Source organism: Methanobrevibacter sp., assembly GCF_045611865.1.
In the GTDB taxonomy this organism is placed as follows: domain Archaea; phylum Methanobacteriota; class Methanobacteria; order Methanobacteriales; family Methanobacteriaceae; genus Methanocatella.
On sequence record NZ_JAZKXX010000070.1, the window covers coordinates 13402 to 34581 of the forward strand.

Below are 21180 nucleotides of genomic sequence, written 5' to 3' on the forward strand. Positions count from 1 at the left end.
CTTTTTCTTTTTATGTCAATCTCAACTATTATTACAGCAGCCGGAAAAAATTCTAGAATGAGAAGAGACCAAGTTTCTCGAAATCTTGAAGTTAAAAATAAACTTATTTTACCATTTGAAAATAAAACTGTTATAGAGACAACTATTGACAATGCATTATCTGCAAATATAGATGAATGTATTGTTGTACTTGGCCATTATTCTAGTGAAATAAAAGAAGTTATCTATGATAATTATAAAGACCATGTAAAATTTATCAAAAACAATCCTGTTGATGTAGGTTTATCAACTTCTTTATTCAATGGTTTGTCAAATATTGATTCTGATTTTGCATTATGTGTTACAGCTGACCAGCCTACAGTTTCAACAGAAACTCTTAACAAATTGATTTCTACAATTCAAGAATGTGAAAATCCGTTTAATACAATATCCGTTTTAAGAAGGCGTAAAACTGGATTTTTGGATACTGCTGAAGGATTAGGAATGCCTTTTGTAGCACCACGCTTGAATTTAATGAAATATCTTGAAAATGAGGATGATAATTTAAATCCAATACTTAGAAAAATATTTGATGACGGGTATACATTTTATGGGGTAAAAGAAAAAAATAAAAAAGAGTTGTTAAATATCAATCATTATGATGATTATTTAACATTATTAGATTGATTTTAAGCCTTCGATAACTTCTTCGATTTTAGCTTTACTAATACCGACAGTCATTTCGTTATCTTTAATGTCTGCTGCTTTTCTTGAACCGTCACAACCTAAAGTAAAGTTTACTCCATCTGAAAGGTAAGGATTTGCAAATGCATCGCCACATAATGATTGAATACCTGCAAATGATGGATTAATCTTTTCTCCAGTTTCATAAACAATACTTTGAGCAAGTAACATTCCGCCAACAGGTTCGGTTATAACTTGAATAATGTCAGCTTCAAAATCAGCTTCATCTAATGGTGCATAAACAATTCCCCAGCTGATGTCTTTAATGATTGAAAGTTTATCAGTTAACTTTTTAGCTGTTTCTAAATCTTTAAATCTTCCAAGTGAGAAGTATTTTTCACCATTTGCTAATTTTTCAGGCATGTCTCTAAGTCCAATAGCACCTGCTCCACCTAAACACATTTGTTGGTCAATGTTTGAGTAGAATTTAGCACCTAAAGAAGCTTTTCTAACCATTTCACAGTGTCTTATTTTTTCATCAATCAAATCGTAACCTTCTGGTAAATCATCTTCTGTTTTGATTAATTTCATAGCCACTGGTTTAGCATCAAGTTTGATTTTGCTTTCGATTATTTCACAATATTTTTTGTTTTTCTCCAAGTTTGTCATAAAAATCGCCTAATATTCTATTTGGATTATGGAATTTTAAAGTCTTTTGTTTTAACACTGTTATTTTTACAAAATGTCTTAAAATCACAAGCACTGCAGGTTCTTTCATCTGAATCTGCTTTCCAAGCCTCTTGAATTTTACATCCTTTCATCTCTTTAATTAAAGACTCTTCAATATTGGATACAACACTATCAAACTTTAAAAGTGCAGTGTTTGTTTCTTCATCATTAACATTGATTACTCTAATTGATCTTGCAATTTTAAATTCATCACTTAACTCTGGGGCTTTATCCTCTTCTTCCCAGTTATTAATTAAATCAACGTCACTTTCAAATTCTAATCCAACATCGGTTAAATCATTGTTGAGTTCATCTTTAATTAAAACCAAATCCTCTTTTGAAGGAACAAGCTCATTTAAATAAAAGATAATTCCGGCAATAATTGGTTTTGCCTCTTCTTGTTTAGATCTAAGCCATGAGTAGGTTAAAATTTGTTGTTTGTGAGTTTCCCATTTATCTTCAATTTTTTCATTAGTAACTTTAACGGGGGGTCTTTTCATTCCTTTATAATCGATAATTATTTCATAATCCTCTTCTCCAAACTCCGAAACTCTTTTTTGGAAATCGGGGTCTTTTTTAAGAAATCTTATAATCTCATTGTCAAAGGTATCGAGGGTAGTTTGTTCCAAATCGTTGATTTTCATTGATGTTAAAACATCCACAACGCCGTTGATTCCATAATAATTGGATCTGCTTTTATTTTTATCATAATTGGGCATTTGTCTTATTCCTTTAATTAACAGTTCGGATGAGTCAATTAATGGGAATAGGTGTTTTCCCCAAATATTAATTGCTTTTTCAGCTCTTGCACTGGCTAATTTTTTATGGTCATGTTCATTTAAATCATCAATTGTCAAATCATTGTCTGGCTGATTTAAGATACTGTAAAATAAATCTTCATCATGTGGATAAAGACCTCTTACTTGAAGCCTTAAATCAATTAAATCTTCAATAGGTCTTATATCTTCTTTCCAATCCCAAGGAAATTCGGTGTTATTTTCTTTCCATTCAATAAAAGCTTCTTCCAAAACACCATGAATAAACTCTCCGAACCATCGTTGAACTGGTTTTGAAGGAGGTAATGTTCCTTTATTTTGGTATCTGTATTGTAAATTACAAGTTAAAAATGAAAGCAAATCTCCGGTTAAGCTATATTCCGGTATCATATATGATTTTGATCTTGTTGGTAATTTCATTTTTTCACTCCTAAATTAGATATATCTCATTAAAGCCAACATAGTTTTCATCTCTGCTCCATCCTAAAGCAACATTTGGAATGTTGAAGTGATCATTTTTCTTAGTGTATCCTTCAATAGCTGAATTTAGACCTATTAATAATAGAACACTTTCAGCTCTTGAAAATGCAACAAAGTAAAGTCTTGTCAAATCATCAAACGAACGGTCTTTCTCACTTCTTGGGCTTTGACCTAGAGAACTGTGTCGTCTAACACTATCCTCAATTGTAGTGTTGTTTTTTAGGGATTTTGGAAATCTTAGTCTTTGAGTTCTAATGTCATTTGTTTTAAATCTGGAGCCAACATCAACGATGACTAGTGGAAACTCCAATCCTTTTGACTGGTGGATTGATAATACGTTGATTCTATCGTCAGGCAATGTTTCAAGTAGTGATTCATCAATACTGACTCCCCCAGTTGAAAGTGGGATAAATATATTCCATATTGCCTCAAGGACGGATTCACGCTCTTGTTGTGGGCTTTTAAATGAAATATTTGAATGATAATCATTGAAAAATCCAGTTTGTGTAATTGATTTGGTTATAGCTTCAAGATATACAATTCCTTCCACATCATCTTGTAAATCTTCAATCCAGGTTGTTATTTTGTATGCAAGTTCCATTAGGCTTGCTGTTGTTGGCCATTCTTCACGTTGTCTTGGACGTCTAAGTTGCCAATGTGTAACAAATTGTGATAGGGAAATAGGTTCGGTTGGTTCGGGGTTTAATTTAATGTAATCTTTAGCTTTAATTCTCCATTTATTCATGTTTCTTTTTGCAAGATTTGGTATGGTCTTATCGGACTTTTGAATACTTGCTTCAGGGTCAATACATTCAAGCATTAAACCGCAAAAAATACCTACAATGTCAATGTCTTGCAGGTCAATCCCTCTTGGATTAAACATTTCAATGGGATTTTTCAATCGTTTAAGTTGTTTTCTTAAAAAGAATAAAAATGAACGGTTTCCAAATTGCAGTTCCTTTGGAGAATATGACAAGATTGCAATATCAGATGCAGATCCATATTCCTCATCTAATTTAAGTGTTATTTTTTCTATTTCTTTTCCAGCTTTAAGGTTTTCACTTCTGATTTGCTGTAACTTTGCAATATCAAGTTTTTTATTCATCTTTTCATAGTAATCTTTATTTAAAACTTGTAAAACTGGAAGTTCACATTCTCCTTTATTTATAAGCTTATTGATTAATATTGACAGGTCTCTTGCAAGCATCTCTGGATTGTTTCTAAACATTCCTAAAATCGGCATTTTATCTTTTTCAAAGTCAGGTGCTATAATTTTAGGTTTATTTTCAACTCTTGCTTTTTGATATTCTTTATCGAGCTCTGCAAATTGATTGCAATGTTGGATGATATTTTCGGTTGACCGATAGTTGGTTGTTAAGTTAATCTCATCAACATCAATTCCTAATCTCTCTTTGATACGGGCCTGATAATTGGTAAATAGATCTACTGTTGCTCCTCTAAATCTGTATAATGACTGGTCATCATCTCCCACAACAGTAATGCTTCCGTCATTTTCAAGTGCGGATTTGGCAATTGTAAAGTAAATATCTTCCTGGATGAGGTTGGTATCCTGATATTCATCGATTAAAACAATTCTAATTTCATCTAAAAAAGTTTTCAGGTCATTATTTTTTAATTTATCAAGAAACATTGACTCAAGCATCGCAAAATCGATAGTGTTTCTGTTTTGGAGTGTTGTTTCATATTCTTTAATACAATCAAGAGCCAATTTCTTTCCTTTTTCATTTTCAATTTCAGTATATAGTTCATCAAAATTAACTTGATCGTAAAAGAGTCTATTTTTAATTTCCATAAGTATTTCACTTATTTTGGAAGGCTCTTCAAGTTTTTGCCTTCCACTAAGTTCCTTCAAGTATTCGACTAAATCTTTATTTAAGTATTTTTCATCTTCAATAATGATTTTCATCATTGCAGAATTCGCTACAAATTCTTCTATAACTGTGGCCTGATTTTCACCAGGTTTTCTGTAATCTCTTAGAAGTTCTTCAGCAATACTATCTGTGGTACCTATTTTAATTTGGTTAAAATCAATTCTATCAATTTTTAAGATGTTATTGAAGTTCTCATCACTGATATTGTCAATGAGATAATTTTTTATTTCATCTCCCCATCCTAGAATTCTTGAATATAGCTCATCTGCTGCTTTTCTTGTAAATGTTGTAGCTAATACCTCCCCTGGTTCGATATCATCAACAAAAATATATTTTAATATTTTCAACACCATTACTGTGGTTTTTCCAGAACCGGGTCCTGCTACGATAAAAAGGGATTTATTGGCTGGTGATGATATTGCATTTTTCTGGTTTTTATTTGAAGAGATATCTCTTTTTAGGATATTTACTACAATGTCTTCAAATTCTTCATATGATATCATTTTTTTCCTCTAAATATAATTTATGTCGTTATGTTATTTATAAACTCATGGAGAGAGCATTTGTAAAGTATTCAAGATTTAATGAATTTTTGTTAGATAAGATATAAAAAAGATTTATTTATTATAAAAATTATAACATTTTTATGGAGGGTATTTATTTCCTTCTATAATATGCATATTAAGTTAGGAACATTTTTTGTTTCTAACTTACTGTTTTTAGTTTTAAGAAAGTTTTAAATATTATTTTAACTCAATTAATATTATTAAGTTTTAATTTTAGCGGTTATTATGTCTGAGCTCAACAATATTGATATGTTTAAAAATGATGTTAGGTATAGAGAAAATATTGCTCATATTGAAACAATACCTGCTAAAAAAGCTAGTTTTAAAAAAGTCGAAAATTTGGATGAAAAAATTGTTGAGTACTTAGATTCAAAAGATGTTAAACTTTACAAACATCAAGCAGAGACATATGAATCTATTAAAAATGGTGAAAATGTAATAATTACAACGCCGACAGCTTCTGGGAAAACTTTAGCATTCAATTTACCTATCATGGAGACAATGATTGAAGATAGTGAAGCAACGGCACTTTATATTTATCCTGCTAAAGCTCTTTCAAATGACCAATTACATGTATTAGAAAACCTTGAGGAGTCTCTTGGAATCAAAATTAGTCCAAGAACATATGATGGGGACACTCTACGGGAAGATAAGAAGGGAATTCGTGAAAAATCAAGAATTGTTTTAACAAACCCTTACCAATTACATTTAATTTTATCATGGCACCATCAATGGTCAAGATTTTATAAAAACCTAAGATATATTGTAATTGATGAATCACATTACTATAAAGGCGTATTTGGATCTAATGTTGCATTTCTAATTAAAAGATTAAAAAGAATTGCAAACTTTTATGGGTCATATCCCCAGTTTATTTTATCATCTGCGACTCTTGCTAATCCTTTAGAGTTGGCGAATAGGTTGACTGGTGAGGAATTTGTTTTAGTAGATGATGATACATCACCAAGCGGTGAGAAAGACTTCATTTTATATAATCCGTTTAAAAATTATTTAAGAAATAAAGTTTATACTCAAAATGCACCTTCTGTTCACATGGAAACGGAAAATATTTTCATGTATATGATGCTTAAAAATATTCAGACATTGTGTTTTACTGTTTCAAGAAAGACCACGGAATTGATAGCAATGTGGGCTAAAAAGGACATGACACAAGTTAAAGGAAAATTGGCTCACAGAATTGCTGCTTATAGGGCAGGTTACAGACCAAAAGAAAGGCGTGAAATAGAGGAAGGTCTTAAAAGTGGAAAATATCTTGGTGTTACATGTACAAATGCCTTAGAGTTGGGTATTAATATAGGGTCTCTTGATGCGGTTATCATTTCAGGGTATCCTGGAACAATGATTTCCACTTGGCAGCAAGCAGGTCGTGCGGGTAGGAGCAATCAGAAGTCAATTGCTGTTTTAATAGCTTTTGAAAACCAATTGGACCAATATTTTATGAACAACCCGAAATTTTTCTTTGATAAGCCTCACGAAAATGCAATCATTGATTTAACAAATCCTATTTTGCAAGAAGCTCACATTTTATGTGCTGCAAAAGAATTGCCTCTTAAAAGGGGTGAAACTGAAAAATACTTTAATGTTTCTCAAAATGTGGTGGATAAGTTAGTTTCTAAAAAAGACTTGCAAGAAAATCATAGGGGAGATTTCATCTATCCATATGATGACAATCCTGCAATGGACCATTCACTAGACCAAATTTCATCAGAAGAGTTTAAAGTAATGAATAACGGCATGCTTTTAGAGACAATGGAGAGATCACAAGTTTACCGTGAAGCTCATGAGGGAGCAATTTTAATCAATAAGGGAGACACCTATGTAGTTAATAGTATCAATCTTAAAAAAGGATATGTAAATGTCTCTAAGGAGAATGTTGAATATCATACAATGGTTTTAAACAAGACGGAAACAAAAATCAAAAAGAAATTGTCAAAGACAAAGTATGGTGATTTGACAATACACTTCGGAGAGCTTACAGTAAGTGAGGATTACTTTAAGTATAAAAAGATGCACTTTTCAAAGCCAATTGGAACCTATCTTTTAGATTTACCTCCTTTGAAATTCAATACGAAAGGATTGTGGTTTACAATACCAAAAAGTGTTAAAAACACATTGGAGGATATGTATCCAAATGAAGAGGAAGTATTTGCAGGGGGTCTTCATGGGGCAGAACATGCTTTAATTGGATTGTTCCCTCTTCATACAATGTGTGACAGGTTTGATATTGGTGGCCTTTCAACAAATTTCCATGAGGATACACAAGAAGCAACTATTTTTATTTATGATGGTTATGAAGGTGGAATTGGGATTACTGAAAAGGCAGTTGATGTATTTGTTGATTTACTTGACTCTACAATTGATTTGCTTAATAATTGTAATTGTAAAAGTGGTTGTCCGTCCTGTATATACTCACCAAAATGTGGAAATGATAACAAACCACTTCATAAAGGCGCTACAATTTATATTTTAGAATATATGAAAAAATTAATTTCATCTGACAGTAAAGGTGAAAAAGAGGAAATTATTGTAGAAGTTAAAGAGCTTGATGAATTTGATGAAGCTTTAGATTTATATCAAAAAGGGGATTATTCTGCTTCAAAGGATGTTTTAAATAGTATATTGTTGGATGATAAACGCCATGTAAAGGCATTGGCCTTAATGGCTCAAATATTATATAATCAAGATCAAAAGGATATTGCATTGTTATTCACTAAAAAGGCATTGGCCATCGATAGGTCAAATGAAATGGCTAATGAATTGGAGGTTTTACTTTCAGATAAGCCTAAAAATAATTCTTTAAGCGAATTGGATTCACTTGATGATGTTGAAACATTGTATGAAGAAGCCTATGATTTGTATGAGCAAGGTGATTTGGATACTGCTTCAGAAATATTAACAAAACTACTTGATTTTGACGACAGACATTCAGATGCATTGGCTTTAATGGGGTTAATATATTATCACTCAGGAATATTTCCAAAGGCCGTTGAATATTATAGAAAAGCATCAAAGATAAATAAAAATGGTGAAATGGTTCGGGAGTTAAAAATGAGGGTTGCTTAGTATTCAGCCATAAGGGCTGAATCCATTTTGGAAATGTTCACATACCTCTTCTAACATGTCCGGAATATCTATTTTTTGAGTACAATAATCAATGCATGTACCACAATATGTGCATTCATCTGCGGGAACTTTTTCATCAGCTAGTTTATCGAAATACAGTCTATAAATGTTTGATTCAGGTTGATTTTTACTGGTATTGTATAAATGGAAATATTCTGGTATTGGAATCATCTCAGGACATGCATCAATACAGTATCCGCATTCACTACAAGCTACTGCAACGTTATCTTTAAGTTTTTTAGCCATCTTTTCTAAAAATTCATGTTCTTCATCACTTAAAACTTCAAAGTTTTCGTACGTATTGCAGTTATCAATCAAATCTTCCATGTTACTCATGCCGCTTAACACTATTTTAACATGTTCAAGTGATGCACAGAACCTTATTGCAAAACTTGCTATGGATTTATTGGGATTGAACTGTTTAAACTCATTTTTAATCTCATCTGATGGGTTTACGATAACTCCGCCTTTTAAAGGCTCCATTACATATACATCAAGGCCATGTTCGACACATAAATCATAGCATTTGTGAGCTTCAATTAAAGGATCTTCCCAATCGAGGTAATTAAGTTCTAGTTGGACTATATCTAAAATATCTCCATATTCGTCAAGAACCTCTTTTAGTAAATCTGCCTTTTCATGAAAACTAAACCCAATTTTTTTTGCAATTCCATCATCTTTCATTTTCTTAACATACTCAAAAGTATTACATTTCCTTGCTAATTTTAACCAGGGGATGTTGATGTTGTGAACAAAGAATACATCAAAATAATCAATTCCAAGTCTTTTAAGCATTTCATTAACGAATTTATCATTGTCTTCAGGGGATGTTAATGCCCATGTTGGCATTTTATCGCAAATTAAGTAAGATTCGCGAGGATATCTCTCAACTACTGCTTTTCTAATTGCTATTTCACTTGCTCCATTGTGATAGGCATAGGATGTATCGAAGTAGTTAAATCCTTTTTTCATGTAGATATCTACCATTTGGTTAAATAAGTCCTGATTTATTTTACTTGGGTCGTTTTCATCCATTTTTGGAAGTCTCATGCAGCCAAAACCAAATTTAGATTTAAAATTCATCGTGTTCTCTCCTAAAAATGATAATTGTGATTATTTTTAATTTGGTAAATATTTAAGTGTTGTTAATAATCAACTTAATGATATTACGGGGAGCTGTTCAAAATATTAAATAGGTTTATTAATAAACAAATCTATATTTATAATATTAATATTTTTTTAAGAGGAGAAATAAGATGCATGAATTATCAATGGCTCAAGGCATTATTAATGCAGTTTTAGAAACTGCAGAGGCAAATAATGCAACTGAAGTTAATGAAGTCACTATTGAAGTAGGTAGACTTGCAATGATTAATCCAGAGCAATTACAGTTTATTTTAGGTGTTTTGATTGAAAACACTATAATTGAAGATGCAGAAATTAAATTTGAAGAAATTCCTGCAGAAATTGATTGTTTGGATTGTGATTTCAATGGTGAAGCAATACTGGATGATAGTGATCATTATGCTCCACTAGTTAAATGCCCTAAATGTGACAGTTTAAGTGTGGAAATATTAAATGGAAAAGATATTGTTGTTAAAAATATTGTTATTGAAAAACCTGATGATTATAAATAAATGGAGGATTGACTATGCACCAAGTTGCAGATGTAGAAGTAGCAAAAAATATTATGGATGCTAACAAAAGATTAGCTGATAAGAATTTAAAAAACTTAGATGAAAAAGAAATATTCTGTGTTGATTTTGTAGGAGCAATAGGCTCTGGTAAAACAACTTTGATAGAAGAAATTATTGATAATACTGATTATAAAATAGGTGTTCTTGCAGGAGACGTAATCTCCAAATTCGATGCAGGACGTATTGAAAAACACAATGTTCCAGTAGTGGGCCTTAACACTGGTAAAGAATGCCACTTAGATGCGCATTTAGTAGGTCATGGTCTTCACGATTTGCCGTTAGATGACTTGGATATGGTAATTATTGAAAACGTCGGTAATTTAATCTGTCCTGTTGACTTTGAATTAGGTTCCCATTTAAGAATTGTTGTTGTAAGTGTCACTGAAGGTGATGATACTGTAGAAAAACACCCAATCATTTTCCAAACATCAGATGTAGTTGTAATCAACAAGGTTGATTTGGCTGATGCTGTTGGTGCTGATGCAGATAAAATGGTGGCAGATGCACAAAAATTAAATCCAAAAGTTAATGTTATTAAATCTAGCTTAAAAGAAGGCACAGGTTTAGATGAAATTATAAAAGCTATTGAAGATGCAATGAACTAGTTGTATTGGGTGGTTTCATGAAAGTATGGATAGATATTTCAAATGCGCCTCATGTAAGGTTTTTTAAAGATGTAATTAAGTACCTTGAAGCTGAAGGTGAGGATGTTATTGTCACTGCAAGGCAATTTGGAGATATCCATAAATTATTGGAAATGTATGAAATTGACTTTATATCAGTTGGAAAGCATGGTGTAAGTCTTTATGATAAATTAAGGGAGTCAACTTCAAGAGTATATAATCTTGTAGATGTTATACATGATGAAAAGGTGGATGTTGCCCTTAGCAAGCATTCTATAGAACTTCCAAGAATCAGTTTTGGTCTGGGAATTCCTAGTTTATATGTTTTAGATAATGAAAAAGCTTTAGCAGCTAATAAGTTAACTCTTCCATTATGTGATAGGATTATTGCACCTAACAGTATTGATTTTTGGCAGTTAATGAAATTTGGGGCAGACCCAAACACTATTATTCCATATGATGGAACCTCCGAATTAATGCATTTCAAGAGTTTCAAATATAACGATAATATTTTCAATGATTTAAATCTTGATTTAAAACATAAAAAAACTATTTTGATGAGACCTGAACCGTCTCTCGCATCCTATTTGGATGTTGATTGTAGAAAATCTGTCTTATCTCCTATTGTGGATGAATTAAAAAATGTGGCTAACATTCTAATTCTTCCAAGATTTAAAGAACAGGCAGAAATATTTGAAGGTATCGATAATGTTTCAATCTTGAAGCCTCCTGTAGACACTTCAAGCATAATTAAAAAATGTGATTTGGTCATAGGGGCTGGAGGAACAATGAATAGGGAAGCGGCAATATTGCAAACTCCAGTTATTTCATGTTATCCTGGCGAAACTTTATCTGTTGATCAATATTATGTTAATCATGGCTTGATGTATAGGTCAAATGACACTGATGAGGTAATTCACAAGGCATTGGAATTTATTGTCCATCCTCACAAAAAAATTGATGTAAAGACTGATGATTTATTCCAAATTATTATAGATAATCTATATGATTTGGCTAAAAATGGTAAATAGTTATTTATATTAAAAATATCTAATATTTAATATGATATGTATGGGCTGGTAGCTCAGATGGTAGATCGTCGCCTTGGCATGGCGGAGGCCCCGGGTTCAAATCCCGGTCAGTCCACTTATAATTTTTAAAATAAAAATCTAATTGTGATTAAAATATGTTGTTAATTGCTCAAAATCATTTTCAATTAATTGTAGAAATGGGATTAATGTTATTTGTTACAATGGTATTTGCTTTAAACTTAATTCCTTTATCATTAAGTGTTGTAACATTTTTATCATTATTCTTAATGGGTGGTTTTACCCTTCTTTTTGGAGCAGATATCGTGCTTCTTTTTATATCTTCGAGTCAGGCGGAATTCACTCACCCATTTGGTCCAATAGCATTATTGGGTGCCGTAACAGCTCTTGCTTCACTGAAAGTAATGAAGGAATCGGGTGTAGATATCAGGCCGCTTAGGAGATTTGTAATATTGTTCTTAGTAGGTATTACAGTATTTGGAGGATTAATGCATAGGTCTTTCTTAATCTTATGGATTATTGGTCTTTTCTTTGGTTATTTAATTATATCTAAATCTTTCAGAGAAAAATCCATATTTACAATGAGAAGAATATTGATATTTTTAGGAGCAGCAGGTGTAGGTTTTATCCTTTTAGAACTGGTTGCTCGTATTACTGGAATGACAATCTTTTCACCGCTTTTAAGATTAGGTAGGATTGAGCAATATTCCTTATCAAGTATTAAAACTGTATTAAATAATATTCAATTAATTGGACACAATGCTAAGGCTTCATATTGGGGAGCAGAAGGTACGGCTTTTGCTGAAGGTTATATTACCTTGCCGATGCAATTAGTTTTATTCTTTGGTCTTCCATTCCCAATGTTTTTCGGGGTTCTTGTTAACCAAAAGGATACAATAGATTATATGCTTCCGGGTATCTTTGGATATGGTTTTGACTTTGGTATATTAGGTCTGGCTTTATTGATGGCATTTGTACTTGGAACAATTGTCATAGGATTTAAAATATTGGCAATGTATAGAGAAAAAAGAGAAAAGAATAATAAAAAATACTTGGGAAGAGAAGTATTATTAACAGGAGCTCTTGCAGCTTTCTGTTCACAGGCATTAATTGGATTATTTGTATTTAACAGAACAATTAATGGTATGGCATTATTTACATTCTTATTTGTAGGTGCATTAATATTGGCTAATGTAGTTACATTAAAATCAAGATCATAAGGTGATTTTATGAAAGCTTTAGTATTATTGGGTTGTCCTGAAACTCCATCTCAAACTCCGATGGCAGTTTATGTTTTTAATAAATTAACAAAAATGGGGTATGATGTTACAATCGCTGCAAATCCTGCAGCTTCAAAGTTAGTAAAAATATCTGATCCTGAAGGATTTTATAATCTTAATTTAGTAGATTTAGAAAGGTCTTTAGGTGAAATTAATGAAGGGGACTATGATTTATTAGTTGGTTTTGTCCACAAAGATGCGGCAGCATCATTTTTCGTAACCTTTGACCAAATCTTGCAAACCAAATCTCTTGCATTGGTATTTTCAAGAGATATTGATGAAGTAGAAGAATTTGTTAATATGATTGAAGAAAGTGGAAGCAATGCTAAAATAGTTCCTATTAGGGCTTTCCATAATCCTTCACCAATCAAAGTTAAATTCGACAAAGCAATCAAGGAGTTTGAATAAATGTCATTCTGTTTAGATACTTACCTTCAACAATCTGATAATTATGAGATACATGCTTCAAAAGCTGGTTTTAAGGATTGTGCAATGATTATTAGATTTAAAGCTGAAGATATTGTTTATATAAAACCAGGAGATCAAGTTTTGGGTGTTCGTGTTATTGGAATACCTCCTATACCAATTGGATTTGACCATGAAAAGGGTACTGTTTTTTTACCATACACAAAACCTTGCCATGGAACTTCTGTTGTGGAATTGCCAATTGATGAAGAAGAAGTTGAAAAAATCAGAAAATTGGATATAGGTAATAAAAAATGAAATCAACTGTTGTAGGTAGTTTTCCAGCTAGTGAAAGCTCTCCGTCTAATTTTAAAGATAAATTACTAAATAGTTTTGGTTCTTTTGATCCATTTAAACAGGCTATTAAAGAAAGTGTTCTTGCCCAGCTTGAAGCAGGTGTAGATATAATCTCAGATGGTCAGGTAAGGGGAGACATGGTTTCTATTTTTACAAAGTATATTCCGGGAATGAAGATAGAAGAAGGAAATACTTTTATTGTTTCTAAAATAAGAAATCCAACTAAAGAAATTTCTATTGATGATTTAAAATATGCTAAAAAAGTAATGAGCGAATATTATAATGGGAATATCCCAGAAGGTTGTGGGGTAAAAGGAATCATTACAGGTCCAAATACCATAGTTCATTCATCAAGAATTCAAGGTTTTTATAAGAATAAAGAAGATGCAATTATTGACTTGGCACACTCATTGAAACATGAAGTAGATGCAATAGCAAAAAAAGTAGAACCGGTTTATATTCAAGTTGATGAGCCATTTTTATCAACAGGCATGGTTGAGATGAAAACTGCTCGTGAAGCTATTGATATTCTCCATGACGGTTTAGAAATACCATTGGGAATGCATGTTTGTGGAATTTTAGATAATGCATTTAAAGACCTTGCTAAATTTAATGTTGACATATTGGACATGGAATTTGCTGGAAATAATGTAAATTTAGGTGTTTTAGAGAAAAATGCTTCATTACTATCAAATAAAAAAGTTGGTTTTGGGTGTGTTGACTCATCAGTAAATACTGTTGACGATATTAAAGATGTTGATGAGTTAGTTAAAAAAGCTATTGAAATAGTTGGAAAAGATAATTTGCTTTTGGATCCGGATTGTGGTCTTAGAAGAGCACCAAAAGATGTTGCATTTGAAAAATTAAGATTAATGAATGAAATTAAAGATAAATATAGTTAATTTTTTTTAATTCAAAGGACAAAAAATAGTGAATTTTTAAAATCCTAAAGGATTTTATAAATTCTTTTTTATCTATATTCATGTTTAAAGTTCTTGTCATATAGCTTAGATGCATTAAAGTCTCCCGGGTCTAAGACATCTCCCACTACAATCATTGCAGTCTTTGTAATATTGGCATCTTTGACTTTATCTGCAATATCTGCAAGTGTTCCTCTAATTATTTGTTGGTCTGGCCAAGTTGCCTTTTTGACAACTGCAATAGGAGTAGTTTCTTCATAACCCTCTAGCAATTCATCAACTACCTTGTCAATCATTCCGATTCCTAAAAAGATACACATGGTTGCGTGATGTTTTGAAAAGCTAGCTATACTTTCACCAGCAGGTTTGGGGGTTCTTCCTTCAGGACGAGTAATGATGACACTTTGTGAAATTTCAGGTAGAGTTAATTCGGCTTCAAGGACACTAGCTGTTCCGAATAGAGAGCTTACACCTGGAATTATTTCATATTCAATGTCATGCTTTTTAAGCTCACGGATTTGTTCTGCAATGGCTCCGTAAATTGAAGGGTCTCCTGTGTGGACACGTGCTACGAGCTTGCCTTCATTAACTGCTTCGGTGATTATTGCATCAGTTTCTTCTAAATTTAAGTAAGCACTATTGTGGATAACACAATCATCCTTTGCAGGACATAATACATCTTTGTTTACAAGTGAACCTGCGTAAATGATTACATCAGCGTTTTCAATTACATTTTTTCCTTTAACGGTGATTAAATCAGGATCTCCAGGTCCTGCACCGACGAAAATTACTTTTCCTTTCATAATTAACTTTTTATTTCAAGTATTATTTAATTATTTTGTATCAAAATTGACTTTTAATTTGAGAAAACTTTATTAATTTCTAAAATAATTAGGAATTATGGATTCAAAAGGTCTTATTTCAATAGAATATTTATTTTCATTATTTATTGTAATCATTATTGCATCTAGTGTGTTATTTTTCTCATCATCTGCAATAAATTCAAGTTTGAATATTGAAGATAGTGTAACACACAGGTTGATTTTGGATGATGTGGCAGGTAAAATTAGTCAGGTAAATTCAAATGGCGAAGGTTATTCAAAATATATTGAACTGCCATCTGAAAGGGGATATTTTGAAATCATGGTAAAAAAGGACAAGTTGATTTTGGAATATGACAATAAAAAAGCCGAATCGCCACTACCAATAATAAATATTGATGAAAACTATAAATTGGTCAGTGGTGGAGAGTATTATATTACAAAAGCTGATGGACGGATTGTGATATCATGATTGAAAATGGGGGTCAAATGTCGGCTGAATTCCTGTTTTTGTTTGGTGTTTTAATTATCATAATAATGATTTCAATAGTTTTTATTTCAGGGGAAAATGAATTAAATACAGCCATGGAAGCTGCAAGAAATGGAGTAATTGAAGGGGTTACAACCTCTTCAAGTGCAGTTTATCCGGAAAATGATGCATATGCTGAATATTCAGATAGAAAAGAAGGTCTGTTAACGCCCTATTCTGTTGATATTGTAAATATTTCTTATGAGGAATTTGGATTTGATAATGGTTATGATAAAAAGCAAATACAGTTTCAGGTCTATGCAAAAACCTCAGACAGATTTGACAGTGAGGAACTAGTTTCAATTGGTGATAGAATTAATTATTATTTAAGAAAATCAATCGCAATTAGTTTCAACACAACTGATTCAACAAATAATCTATATAATCCAGTTTTTTCACCACATTATGTTTTCACTACCGCTAATGTTAAGTGGCTTTAGGAAGATAGTATAATTATGACAAGATATGAAAAAGGTAAAGAAGTAATAGAAGGAATTCAGGAAAGGTCTCTTGAAGAAATATTTGAAACTATTGACGATGTGGCGCCGGACATGTCTCGCTTTGTGGTTGAATTTCCATATTCAGAAATCTATACTCGCAAGGAAGTTGACCTTAAAACTCGTGAATTGTGTACTGTTGCTGCTCTAACAGTTTTGGGAACAATTCCACAATTAAAGGACCACATTAATGCAGCATTAAATGTTGGAAATTCACCAACTGAAGTTGTTGAAATAATAATGCAAATGAGTGCTTATGCAGGTTTTCCAAAATCTATTAATGGTATAGTTGCTGCAAAGGAAGTATTTGTTGAAAGGGACTTACTTGAGAGTGATTGATATTTCAAACGAAACTTTTGAAGCGATAGCTTTGAAACTACAGGATGAATTAGTTGATATTATCAAAAACAACAAAGAAGTTAACGATTATGAGCTAATTGTATATAAATATGTGTTTATAAGTGAATTGAAAATTCCTCTTCTTGAGGATTTTGGTATTGAAATTGATGATGATTCATTCATGTTATATATAATTCCTGATGATTTGGAATTTGGCATACTTAGAAAATTAGACGATGTTTTTGATAAATTCAAACTTTCATTCATGCCAAACGAATATAATATAATCAAATTGAAATTTTTACTCAGTGATTAAATGTATAATGAAGAAGAAAAGCAACAATTGATGAATGACTTGGCCGAGATGGAGACTTTCAAAGCCGATGTTGGTGATGAAGGAAAAATCTTGCAGGATGACTTAAAAAAGTATTTTGAAAATGGTGAAGGAGATAAACAGGATTTAATCTTTAGATTAGAATTATACTTCTATGCCTTCAAGTTATTCTGTAGAAATGAAGTAAAAATCGATAGAAACCAATTTACAATATTTTTAAATGATTCAATTCTTGAATGGAATTTAATAAAATTGGTTATGGATGATTTTACAGACTTTGAATTTGAAATTGAAGCTGTTAGAGAAAATAGTGATGTTTTAATTAATTTGAACTTCACATACCATTTCTAGATTTTAAAAATTTTACGAGCATTGTTGGTGGTAATTTCATCAACAGTGCTGATATCAATATTTTTTATTTCAGCTATTTTTTTAACTGCATTTACTACATTAACAGGTTCATTTCTCTCTTCTTTTGTCATTGCTAAATATGGACTGTCAGTTTCTGTTAATACATAATCCAAGTCAATTTTTTCAATTAAATTTTGATGGTGTTGGGAGTAGCAAAGCATTGTAGAAAAGCTCATAAAACAGTTGCCATTATTCATTATTCTTTTTGCAGTTTTTAAACTACCTCCATAGCAATGGAAAACAAAATAAGGGATGTCTTCGTAAGGTTCTATGATGTTAACTGCTTTTTTCTCACAGTCTCTTACATGCATTACAATAGGAACTTTATATTCATTTGCAAGCTCTAAAAAACTAGTGAAAATTGCTTGTTGTCTTTCACGAAGCGCTTTATCAGTCACATAAAAATAATCCATTCCGACTTCACCAATAGCAACGATGTCAGATAAGTTGTCGATTAGATGATTCTGTGCTTCTTTAAGTTCATCTTCAGTTGAATTTTGTGAACTGACAGGATGAAAACCAAAAGTGGGATAGATAAAACCTTCATATTCCTTTGAAAGATTTAATACATTCTGATTACTCTCTTGATTAAAACCAGATGCTATAACATAATCAAGTTTCTCTTGCGCTTTTCTGATTACATCTTCACGGTCATTATCATAATCTTTAAAATCAATGTGGCAATGGGTGTCAATCATTATTTAAACTCCAAATCTTCTGTCTCTTGCCTGATATGACCTAATTGCCCTTATAAAATCAACTTTTCTAAGTTCGGGCCATAATGTTTCACAGAAATAGAGTTCGGAATAGGATGATTGCCAAAGTAAAAATCCACTAAGACGTTCTTCACCACTAGTTCTTATAATTAAGTTTGGATCGTCAAGTCCTGCAGTATATAGATTTTCACTAACAAGTTCTTCGTTTACATCGTCAATTGTAATTTTTCCTGCTTGAACGTCTTCGATAATCTTTTTAAATGAATCAATAATTTCTAAACGCCCATCATATCCAATAGCTAAGTTGAAAAATCTTTTATTATAATGGGCAGTGGATTCTTCTGCTTCTCTAATAGCTTCCCTTACACTATTGGGGAGCAGTTCTGTTCTACCTACTACTTGAACTTTTACTTCATTTTTATGGATTTTTTCATGTGTTACGAGTCTTTTGAAGTTTTTGGTAAACAAGTTCATTAATCCTTCTACTTCATGTTCTGGTCTGTTAAAGTTTTCGGTAGAAAATGCGTAAACAGTAATAATTTCAATTCCAAGCTCAATACTCCAGTCTAGTACTTTTTCTAGTGTGTCCACACCTACTTCATGTCCTTTTACAACATCTATATTTCCTTGGATTTTGGAATATCTCCTATTTCCATCCATAATTATAGCAACATGTTTTGGCATTTTCTCAGGAACTAAATCACGAGAGATATACCATTCATATAGTCTATAAAGTATATTTTCCCCCATTTTAACCACTTTAATCTTTTTTTAAGTCATTAGCTAGGATTAAACTGCGAACATATCCATCTATACTTTGATCTCTACTGGTGTCGATGTATATTTTATCCATACCAAAGGTTACAGCACCATAACTTGGCCAGGAATTAAGTAAAACAAGTGATCTAAAGACAATATTTCCAACCCTTCCATTTGGAGCGATGATTACATTACATCCGTCGTTGATTGCTTTTTCGATTAGTATAAAGTAGTTTTTAACATCTTCGGAAGTGTTTTCTTGTATGAGTTTGGTTAATTTTTTACTTTCAGTAATTGATTTGGATACTTCATTACCTCTTCCAAAATCATCTTCTCTTCCTTCTGCAAGAACTGCGATTTTTGGTGTTTTTCCAAGACTTTTTAGAAAATCAATACAGTTTTGAACGATTTTAAATCTGTCTTCAACGTTTGTGCCTTCGTCAATTCCAACAGGTGATAATAAAAACTCGCGGTCATCTCCATTAACATAAGTTGCTCTGGAAATATCAGGGTATATTTCCTTTAGTTCTTTCATGATATTGGAGGCTGGAAGGGAACCTCTGACTACACTGTCTATTTTATCATCAAGAACTGCCTTAACTAAGTCTTCATCACTATATATTAGTTTTAAATTTGTTTTTGGGTGTTTTTCTTTAAAAATATGACATGCCTGTATAATATTTTCGTTTTCTCCAACACCAATAGCTATTGTTTTCATTAATTTTATTATTTGTAATTTAATATAAATTAAAGTTTTCTAAAATTGGTGTGATTGATTAAAATTAAAAAGAAAAAGTTATGATGATTTGTTAAAATCATCAATTGCTGAGTCAACTAATCTAATTATTGATTCTGATAAATCAGGATATGAATCATTTATGGCAACTGGAATGTTGTCACAGTAGATTACCTCTAAACCTGCAGCTAATGCATCTTTTGTTGCAACATCTACTGCTGCTGCTTTGAGTTCTGTTAACATTACATCTGCCTTATCCATATATTTTTCCATGTCTTCTCGAAGAAGTGGTCTATTTGACAAGTGGGCAGTTGTTCCAATAACTTCGCAGTTAAATTTACTTTCTAAGTATTCTACAAGTTTGTCTTTAACTTCTTCAGGAGCAGTAGTAGCAAATAAAACCTTTTTGCCGGTTAAATCGCCTAACGGTTTTGGTCTAAACACTGTTGATATGACTGTTGCATCAGGGTTGACTTCACCTACAAATTCTTCAATTGCAACTCTTTTATCTTCAGAACACATTGGCTCTTCACACATTGTTAAAATTACAAGGTCTCCAAGTCCAACTCTGTATGGTCCGAAGTATGTTGTAAGGTTTTCAAGCGGTTGGTTTGCTCCAATGAGTGCTATCTTCTTATTTGTTTTAATTGGAGGTATTGCTGCTCCGCTTCCTTCAAATATTGCAAATTTGGCATCAACTTCGTTTGCAAGTTTTGCTCCTTTTTTCATATTGGTTAGGAATACTTCACCTGCCATTCCTCCACCACAGCGTCTGCAACCTATGGTAAGGATTCTGCTCATTAGTGCATCTTCCCAATGGTCGCTTGCAGCATGAACTCCTTTTTCAGATTGTTTAAGTAAAAATTCGGCATTGATTTCTAGTTCTTCACCATGTACAATTTCAGGTTCTTCAGGTCCTCCTCTTCCCATTGCAATTACACATGGTTCGTAGCCATTTTTATCAATTAGTCTTGAAACAAAACCTGAAACGGCAGTTTTACCAATACGTTTTCCTGTTCCAAGGATTGTAATTGAAGGTTTTTTCATTATGTCATATTGTGAGGTGGGTTCAAATTTAAAATCAGGTCCTTCATAACTTATTCCTTCATTTAACACTTTGCATGCAATTTTAAACCTTTTTGGATAATCGAGGATAGGTTCATCACTTAAATCCATAACTGTGTCGATGTCATGTTGTCTAATCATGTCCACAATAATATCGTATGGGATGTCTTTATCTTTTGCAAATTTAACGGGAACTCCTAGTTTTTTGGAATATGATTCTTCGGAATCATCTCTAAGTTTTTCTGTTCCTCCAATAAAAACAGCACAGGTGATATCAATGTGTTCTAAATTGTTTAATGTATCTATTGCTTCTTGAGTGACTGGCAGGTAGTGTTCACCATCAACTAAACAGAGCATTTTGTTTAGAGCTTTCATGTTAAAAGGTATAGTTT

General features: G+C 32.0%; 23 protein-coding genes and 1 tRNA gene. 15 read left to right on the forward strand and 9 right to left on the reverse strand.

Annotated elements, in window-relative coordinates; translation table 11 throughout:
• Positions 1 to 12 precede the first annotated feature (12 nt).
• The gene (locus ACKI32_RS08115) at positions 13 to 666 is read left to right on the forward strand and encodes an NTP transferase domain-containing protein (RefSeq protein ID WP_407415283.1); all 654 of its coding nucleotides are present in this window, start codon (positions 13 to 15) and stop codon (positions 664 to 666) included.
• Here the strand turns inward: ACKI32_RS08115 and ACKI32_RS08120 are convergent.
• From ACKI32_RS08120 to ACKI32_RS08130, 3 genes are read right to left on the reverse strand one after another with little or no spacing between them, the layout of a single operon-like run.
• Positions 658 to 1332 carry a DUF169 domain-containing protein gene (locus ACKI32_RS08120; protein WP_407415285.1) on the reverse strand — a complete coding sequence of 225 codons (675 nt, stop codon included), beginning with the start codon at positions 1330 to 1332 and terminating at the stop codon, positions 658 to 660. The two genes, ACKI32_RS08115 and ACKI32_RS08120, sit on opposite strands and share 9 nt — an antisense overlap.
• Before the next feature lie 26 nt (positions 1333 to 1358).
• Positions 1359 to 2588: a hypothetical protein gene (locus ACKI32_RS08125; protein WP_407415287.1), complete on the reverse strand. Its 1230-nt coding sequence runs from the start codon at positions 2586 to 2588 to the stop codon at positions 1359 to 1361.
• A 10-nt stretch (positions 2589 to 2598) separates the two neighbouring features.
• A complete protein-coding gene (locus tag ACKI32_RS08130; protein ID WP_407415289.1) occupies positions 2599 to 5043 on the reverse strand; it encodes a UvrD-helicase domain-containing protein in 2445 nt (814 codons plus the stop codon).
• A gap of 288 nt (positions 5044 to 5331) precedes the next feature.
• Here ACKI32_RS08130 and ACKI32_RS08135 point away from each other — a divergent pair, with 288 nt between their 5' ends.
• Positions 5332 to 8190 carry a DEAD/DEAH box helicase gene (locus ACKI32_RS08135; protein ID WP_407415292.1) on the forward strand — a complete coding sequence of 953 codons (2859 nt, stop codon included), beginning with the start codon at positions 5332 to 5334 and terminating at the stop codon, positions 8188 to 8190.
• Positions 8191 to 8193: 3 nt separating this feature from the next.
• Here ACKI32_RS08135 and ACKI32_RS08140 read toward each other — a convergent pair whose 3' ends face one another.
• Positions 8194 to 9333, reverse strand: a complete 1140-nt coding sequence (locus ACKI32_RS08140) for an aldo/keto reductase (protein ID WP_407415294.1) — start codon at positions 9331 to 9333, stop codon at positions 8194 to 8196.
• A 173-nt stretch (positions 9334 to 9506) separates the two neighbouring features.
• Between ACKI32_RS08140 and hypA the strand changes: the two genes are divergently transcribed.
• The 8 genes from hypA to ACKI32_RS08180 all read left to right on the forward strand — a co-directional run bounded on the left by hypA (position 9507) and on the right by ACKI32_RS08180 (position 14563).
• The gene (gene hypA / locus ACKI32_RS08145) at positions 9507 to 9887 is read left to right on the forward strand and encodes a hydrogenase maturation nickel metallochaperone HypA (protein WP_407415296.1); all 381 of its coding nucleotides are present in this window, start codon (positions 9507 to 9509) and stop codon (positions 9885 to 9887) included.
• A 14-nt stretch (positions 9888 to 9901) separates the two neighbouring features.
• Positions 9902 to 10552 carry a hydrogenase nickel incorporation protein HypB gene (gene hypB, locus ACKI32_RS08150; RefSeq protein ID WP_407415298.1) on the forward strand — a complete coding sequence of 217 codons (651 nt, stop codon included), beginning with the start codon at positions 9902 to 9904 and terminating at the stop codon, positions 10550 to 10552.
• 17 nt (positions 10553 to 10569) lie between these two features.
• Positions 10570 to 11601 (forward strand): DUF354 domain-containing protein, encoded by a 1032-nt coding sequence (locus ACKI32_RS08155; protein WP_407415300.1) that lies wholly within the window; start codon positions 10570 to 10572, stop codon positions 11599 to 11601.
• Between the two features lie 42 nt (positions 11602 to 11643).
• Positions 11644 to 11716 (forward strand) — tRNA-Ala (locus tag ACKI32_RS08160).
• 40 nt (positions 11717 to 11756) lie between these two features.
• Positions 11757 to 12839, forward strand: coding sequence for a hypothetical protein (locus tag ACKI32_RS08165; RefSeq protein WP_407415302.1), 1083 nt, complete (start codon positions 11757 to 11759; stop codon positions 12837 to 12839).
• A 9-nt stretch (positions 12840 to 12848) separates the two neighbouring features.
• On the forward strand, positions 12849 to 13307 hold the full coding sequence (locus ACKI32_RS08170; protein WP_407415304.1) for a DUF1890 family protein: 459 nt from the start codon (positions 12849 to 12851) through the stop codon (positions 13305 to 13307).
• Positions 13308 to 13622 carry a DUF1894 domain-containing protein gene (locus tag ACKI32_RS08175; protein ID WP_407415306.1) on the forward strand — a complete coding sequence of 105 codons (315 nt, stop codon included), beginning with the start codon at positions 13308 to 13310 and terminating at the stop codon, positions 13620 to 13622. It abuts the gene before it with no gap.
• On the forward strand, positions 13619 to 14563 hold the full coding sequence (locus ACKI32_RS08180) for a methionine synthase (RefSeq protein WP_407415308.1): 945 nt from the start codon (positions 13619 to 13621) through the stop codon (positions 14561 to 14563). Before ACKI32_RS08175 ends, ACKI32_RS08180 begins: the two co-directional genes overlap by 4 nt.
• A gap of 68 nt (positions 14564 to 14631) precedes the next feature.
• Here ACKI32_RS08180 and cobM read toward each other — a convergent pair whose 3' ends face one another.
• Positions 14632 to 15384, reverse strand: coding sequence for a precorrin-4 C(11)-methyltransferase (gene cobM, locus ACKI32_RS08185; RefSeq protein WP_407415310.1), 753 nt, complete (start codon positions 15382 to 15384; stop codon positions 14632 to 14634).
• Between the two features lie 97 nt (positions 15385 to 15481).
• Between cobM and ACKI32_RS08190 the strand changes: the two genes are divergently transcribed.
• From ACKI32_RS08190 to ACKI32_RS08210, 5 genes are read left to right on the forward strand one after another with little or no spacing between them, the layout of a single operon-like run.
• Positions 15482 to 15874, forward strand: a complete 393-nt coding sequence (locus ACKI32_RS08190; RefSeq protein ID WP_407415312.1) for a hypothetical protein — start codon at positions 15482 to 15484, stop codon at positions 15872 to 15874.
• A 17-nt stretch (positions 15875 to 15891) separates the two neighbouring features.
• Positions 15892 to 16371 carry a hypothetical protein gene (locus ACKI32_RS08195; protein ID WP_407415314.1) on the forward strand — a complete coding sequence of 160 codons (480 nt, stop codon included), beginning with the start codon at positions 15892 to 15894 and terminating at the stop codon, positions 16369 to 16371.
• 15 nt (positions 16372 to 16386) lie between these two features.
• Positions 16387 to 16767, forward strand: coding sequence for a carboxymuconolactone decarboxylase family protein (locus ACKI32_RS08200; RefSeq protein WP_407415316.1), 381 nt, complete (start codon positions 16387 to 16389; stop codon positions 16765 to 16767).
• Entirely contained in the window at positions 16754 to 17083 is a 330-nt protein-coding gene (locus tag ACKI32_RS08205) for a hypothetical protein (RefSeq protein ID WP_407415318.1), read from the forward strand. The genes ACKI32_RS08200 and ACKI32_RS08205 overlap by 14 nt, the downstream gene beginning before the upstream one ends.
• Positions 17084 to 17452 (forward strand): hypothetical protein, encoded by a 369-nt coding sequence (locus tag ACKI32_RS08210; protein WP_407415320.1) that lies wholly within the window; start codon positions 17084 to 17086, stop codon positions 17450 to 17452.
• Here the strand turns inward: ACKI32_RS08210 and ACKI32_RS08215 are convergent.
• The 4 genes from ACKI32_RS08215 to ACKI32_RS08230 all read right to left on the reverse strand — a co-directional run bounded on the left by ACKI32_RS08215 (position 17449) and on the right by ACKI32_RS08230 (position 21163).
• Positions 17449 to 18210 carry a TatD family hydrolase gene (locus tag ACKI32_RS08215; RefSeq protein ID WP_407415322.1) on the reverse strand — a complete coding sequence of 254 codons (762 nt, stop codon included), beginning with the start codon at positions 18208 to 18210 and terminating at the stop codon, positions 17449 to 17451. The two genes, ACKI32_RS08210 and ACKI32_RS08215, sit on opposite strands and share 4 nt — an antisense overlap.
• A 3-nt stretch (positions 18211 to 18213) precedes the next feature.
• On the reverse strand, positions 18214 to 18978 hold the full coding sequence (gene uppS / locus ACKI32_RS08220) for a polyprenyl diphosphate synthase (RefSeq protein ID WP_407415324.1): 765 nt from the start codon (positions 18976 to 18978) through the stop codon (positions 18214 to 18216).
• A 10-nt stretch (positions 18979 to 18988) separates the two neighbouring features.
• Positions 18989 to 19705 carry a methanogenesis marker protein Mmp4/MtxX gene (gene mtxX / locus ACKI32_RS08225; RefSeq protein WP_407415326.1) on the reverse strand — a complete coding sequence of 239 codons (717 nt, stop codon included), beginning with the start codon at positions 19703 to 19705 and terminating at the stop codon, positions 18989 to 18991.
• 78 nt (positions 19706 to 19783) lie between these two features.
• Positions 19784 to 21163, reverse strand: coding sequence for a 2,3-diphosphoglycerate synthetase (locus ACKI32_RS08230; RefSeq protein ID WP_407415328.1), 1380 nt, complete (start codon positions 21161 to 21163; stop codon positions 19784 to 19786).
• Positions 21164 to 21180: the final 17 nt, after the last annotated feature.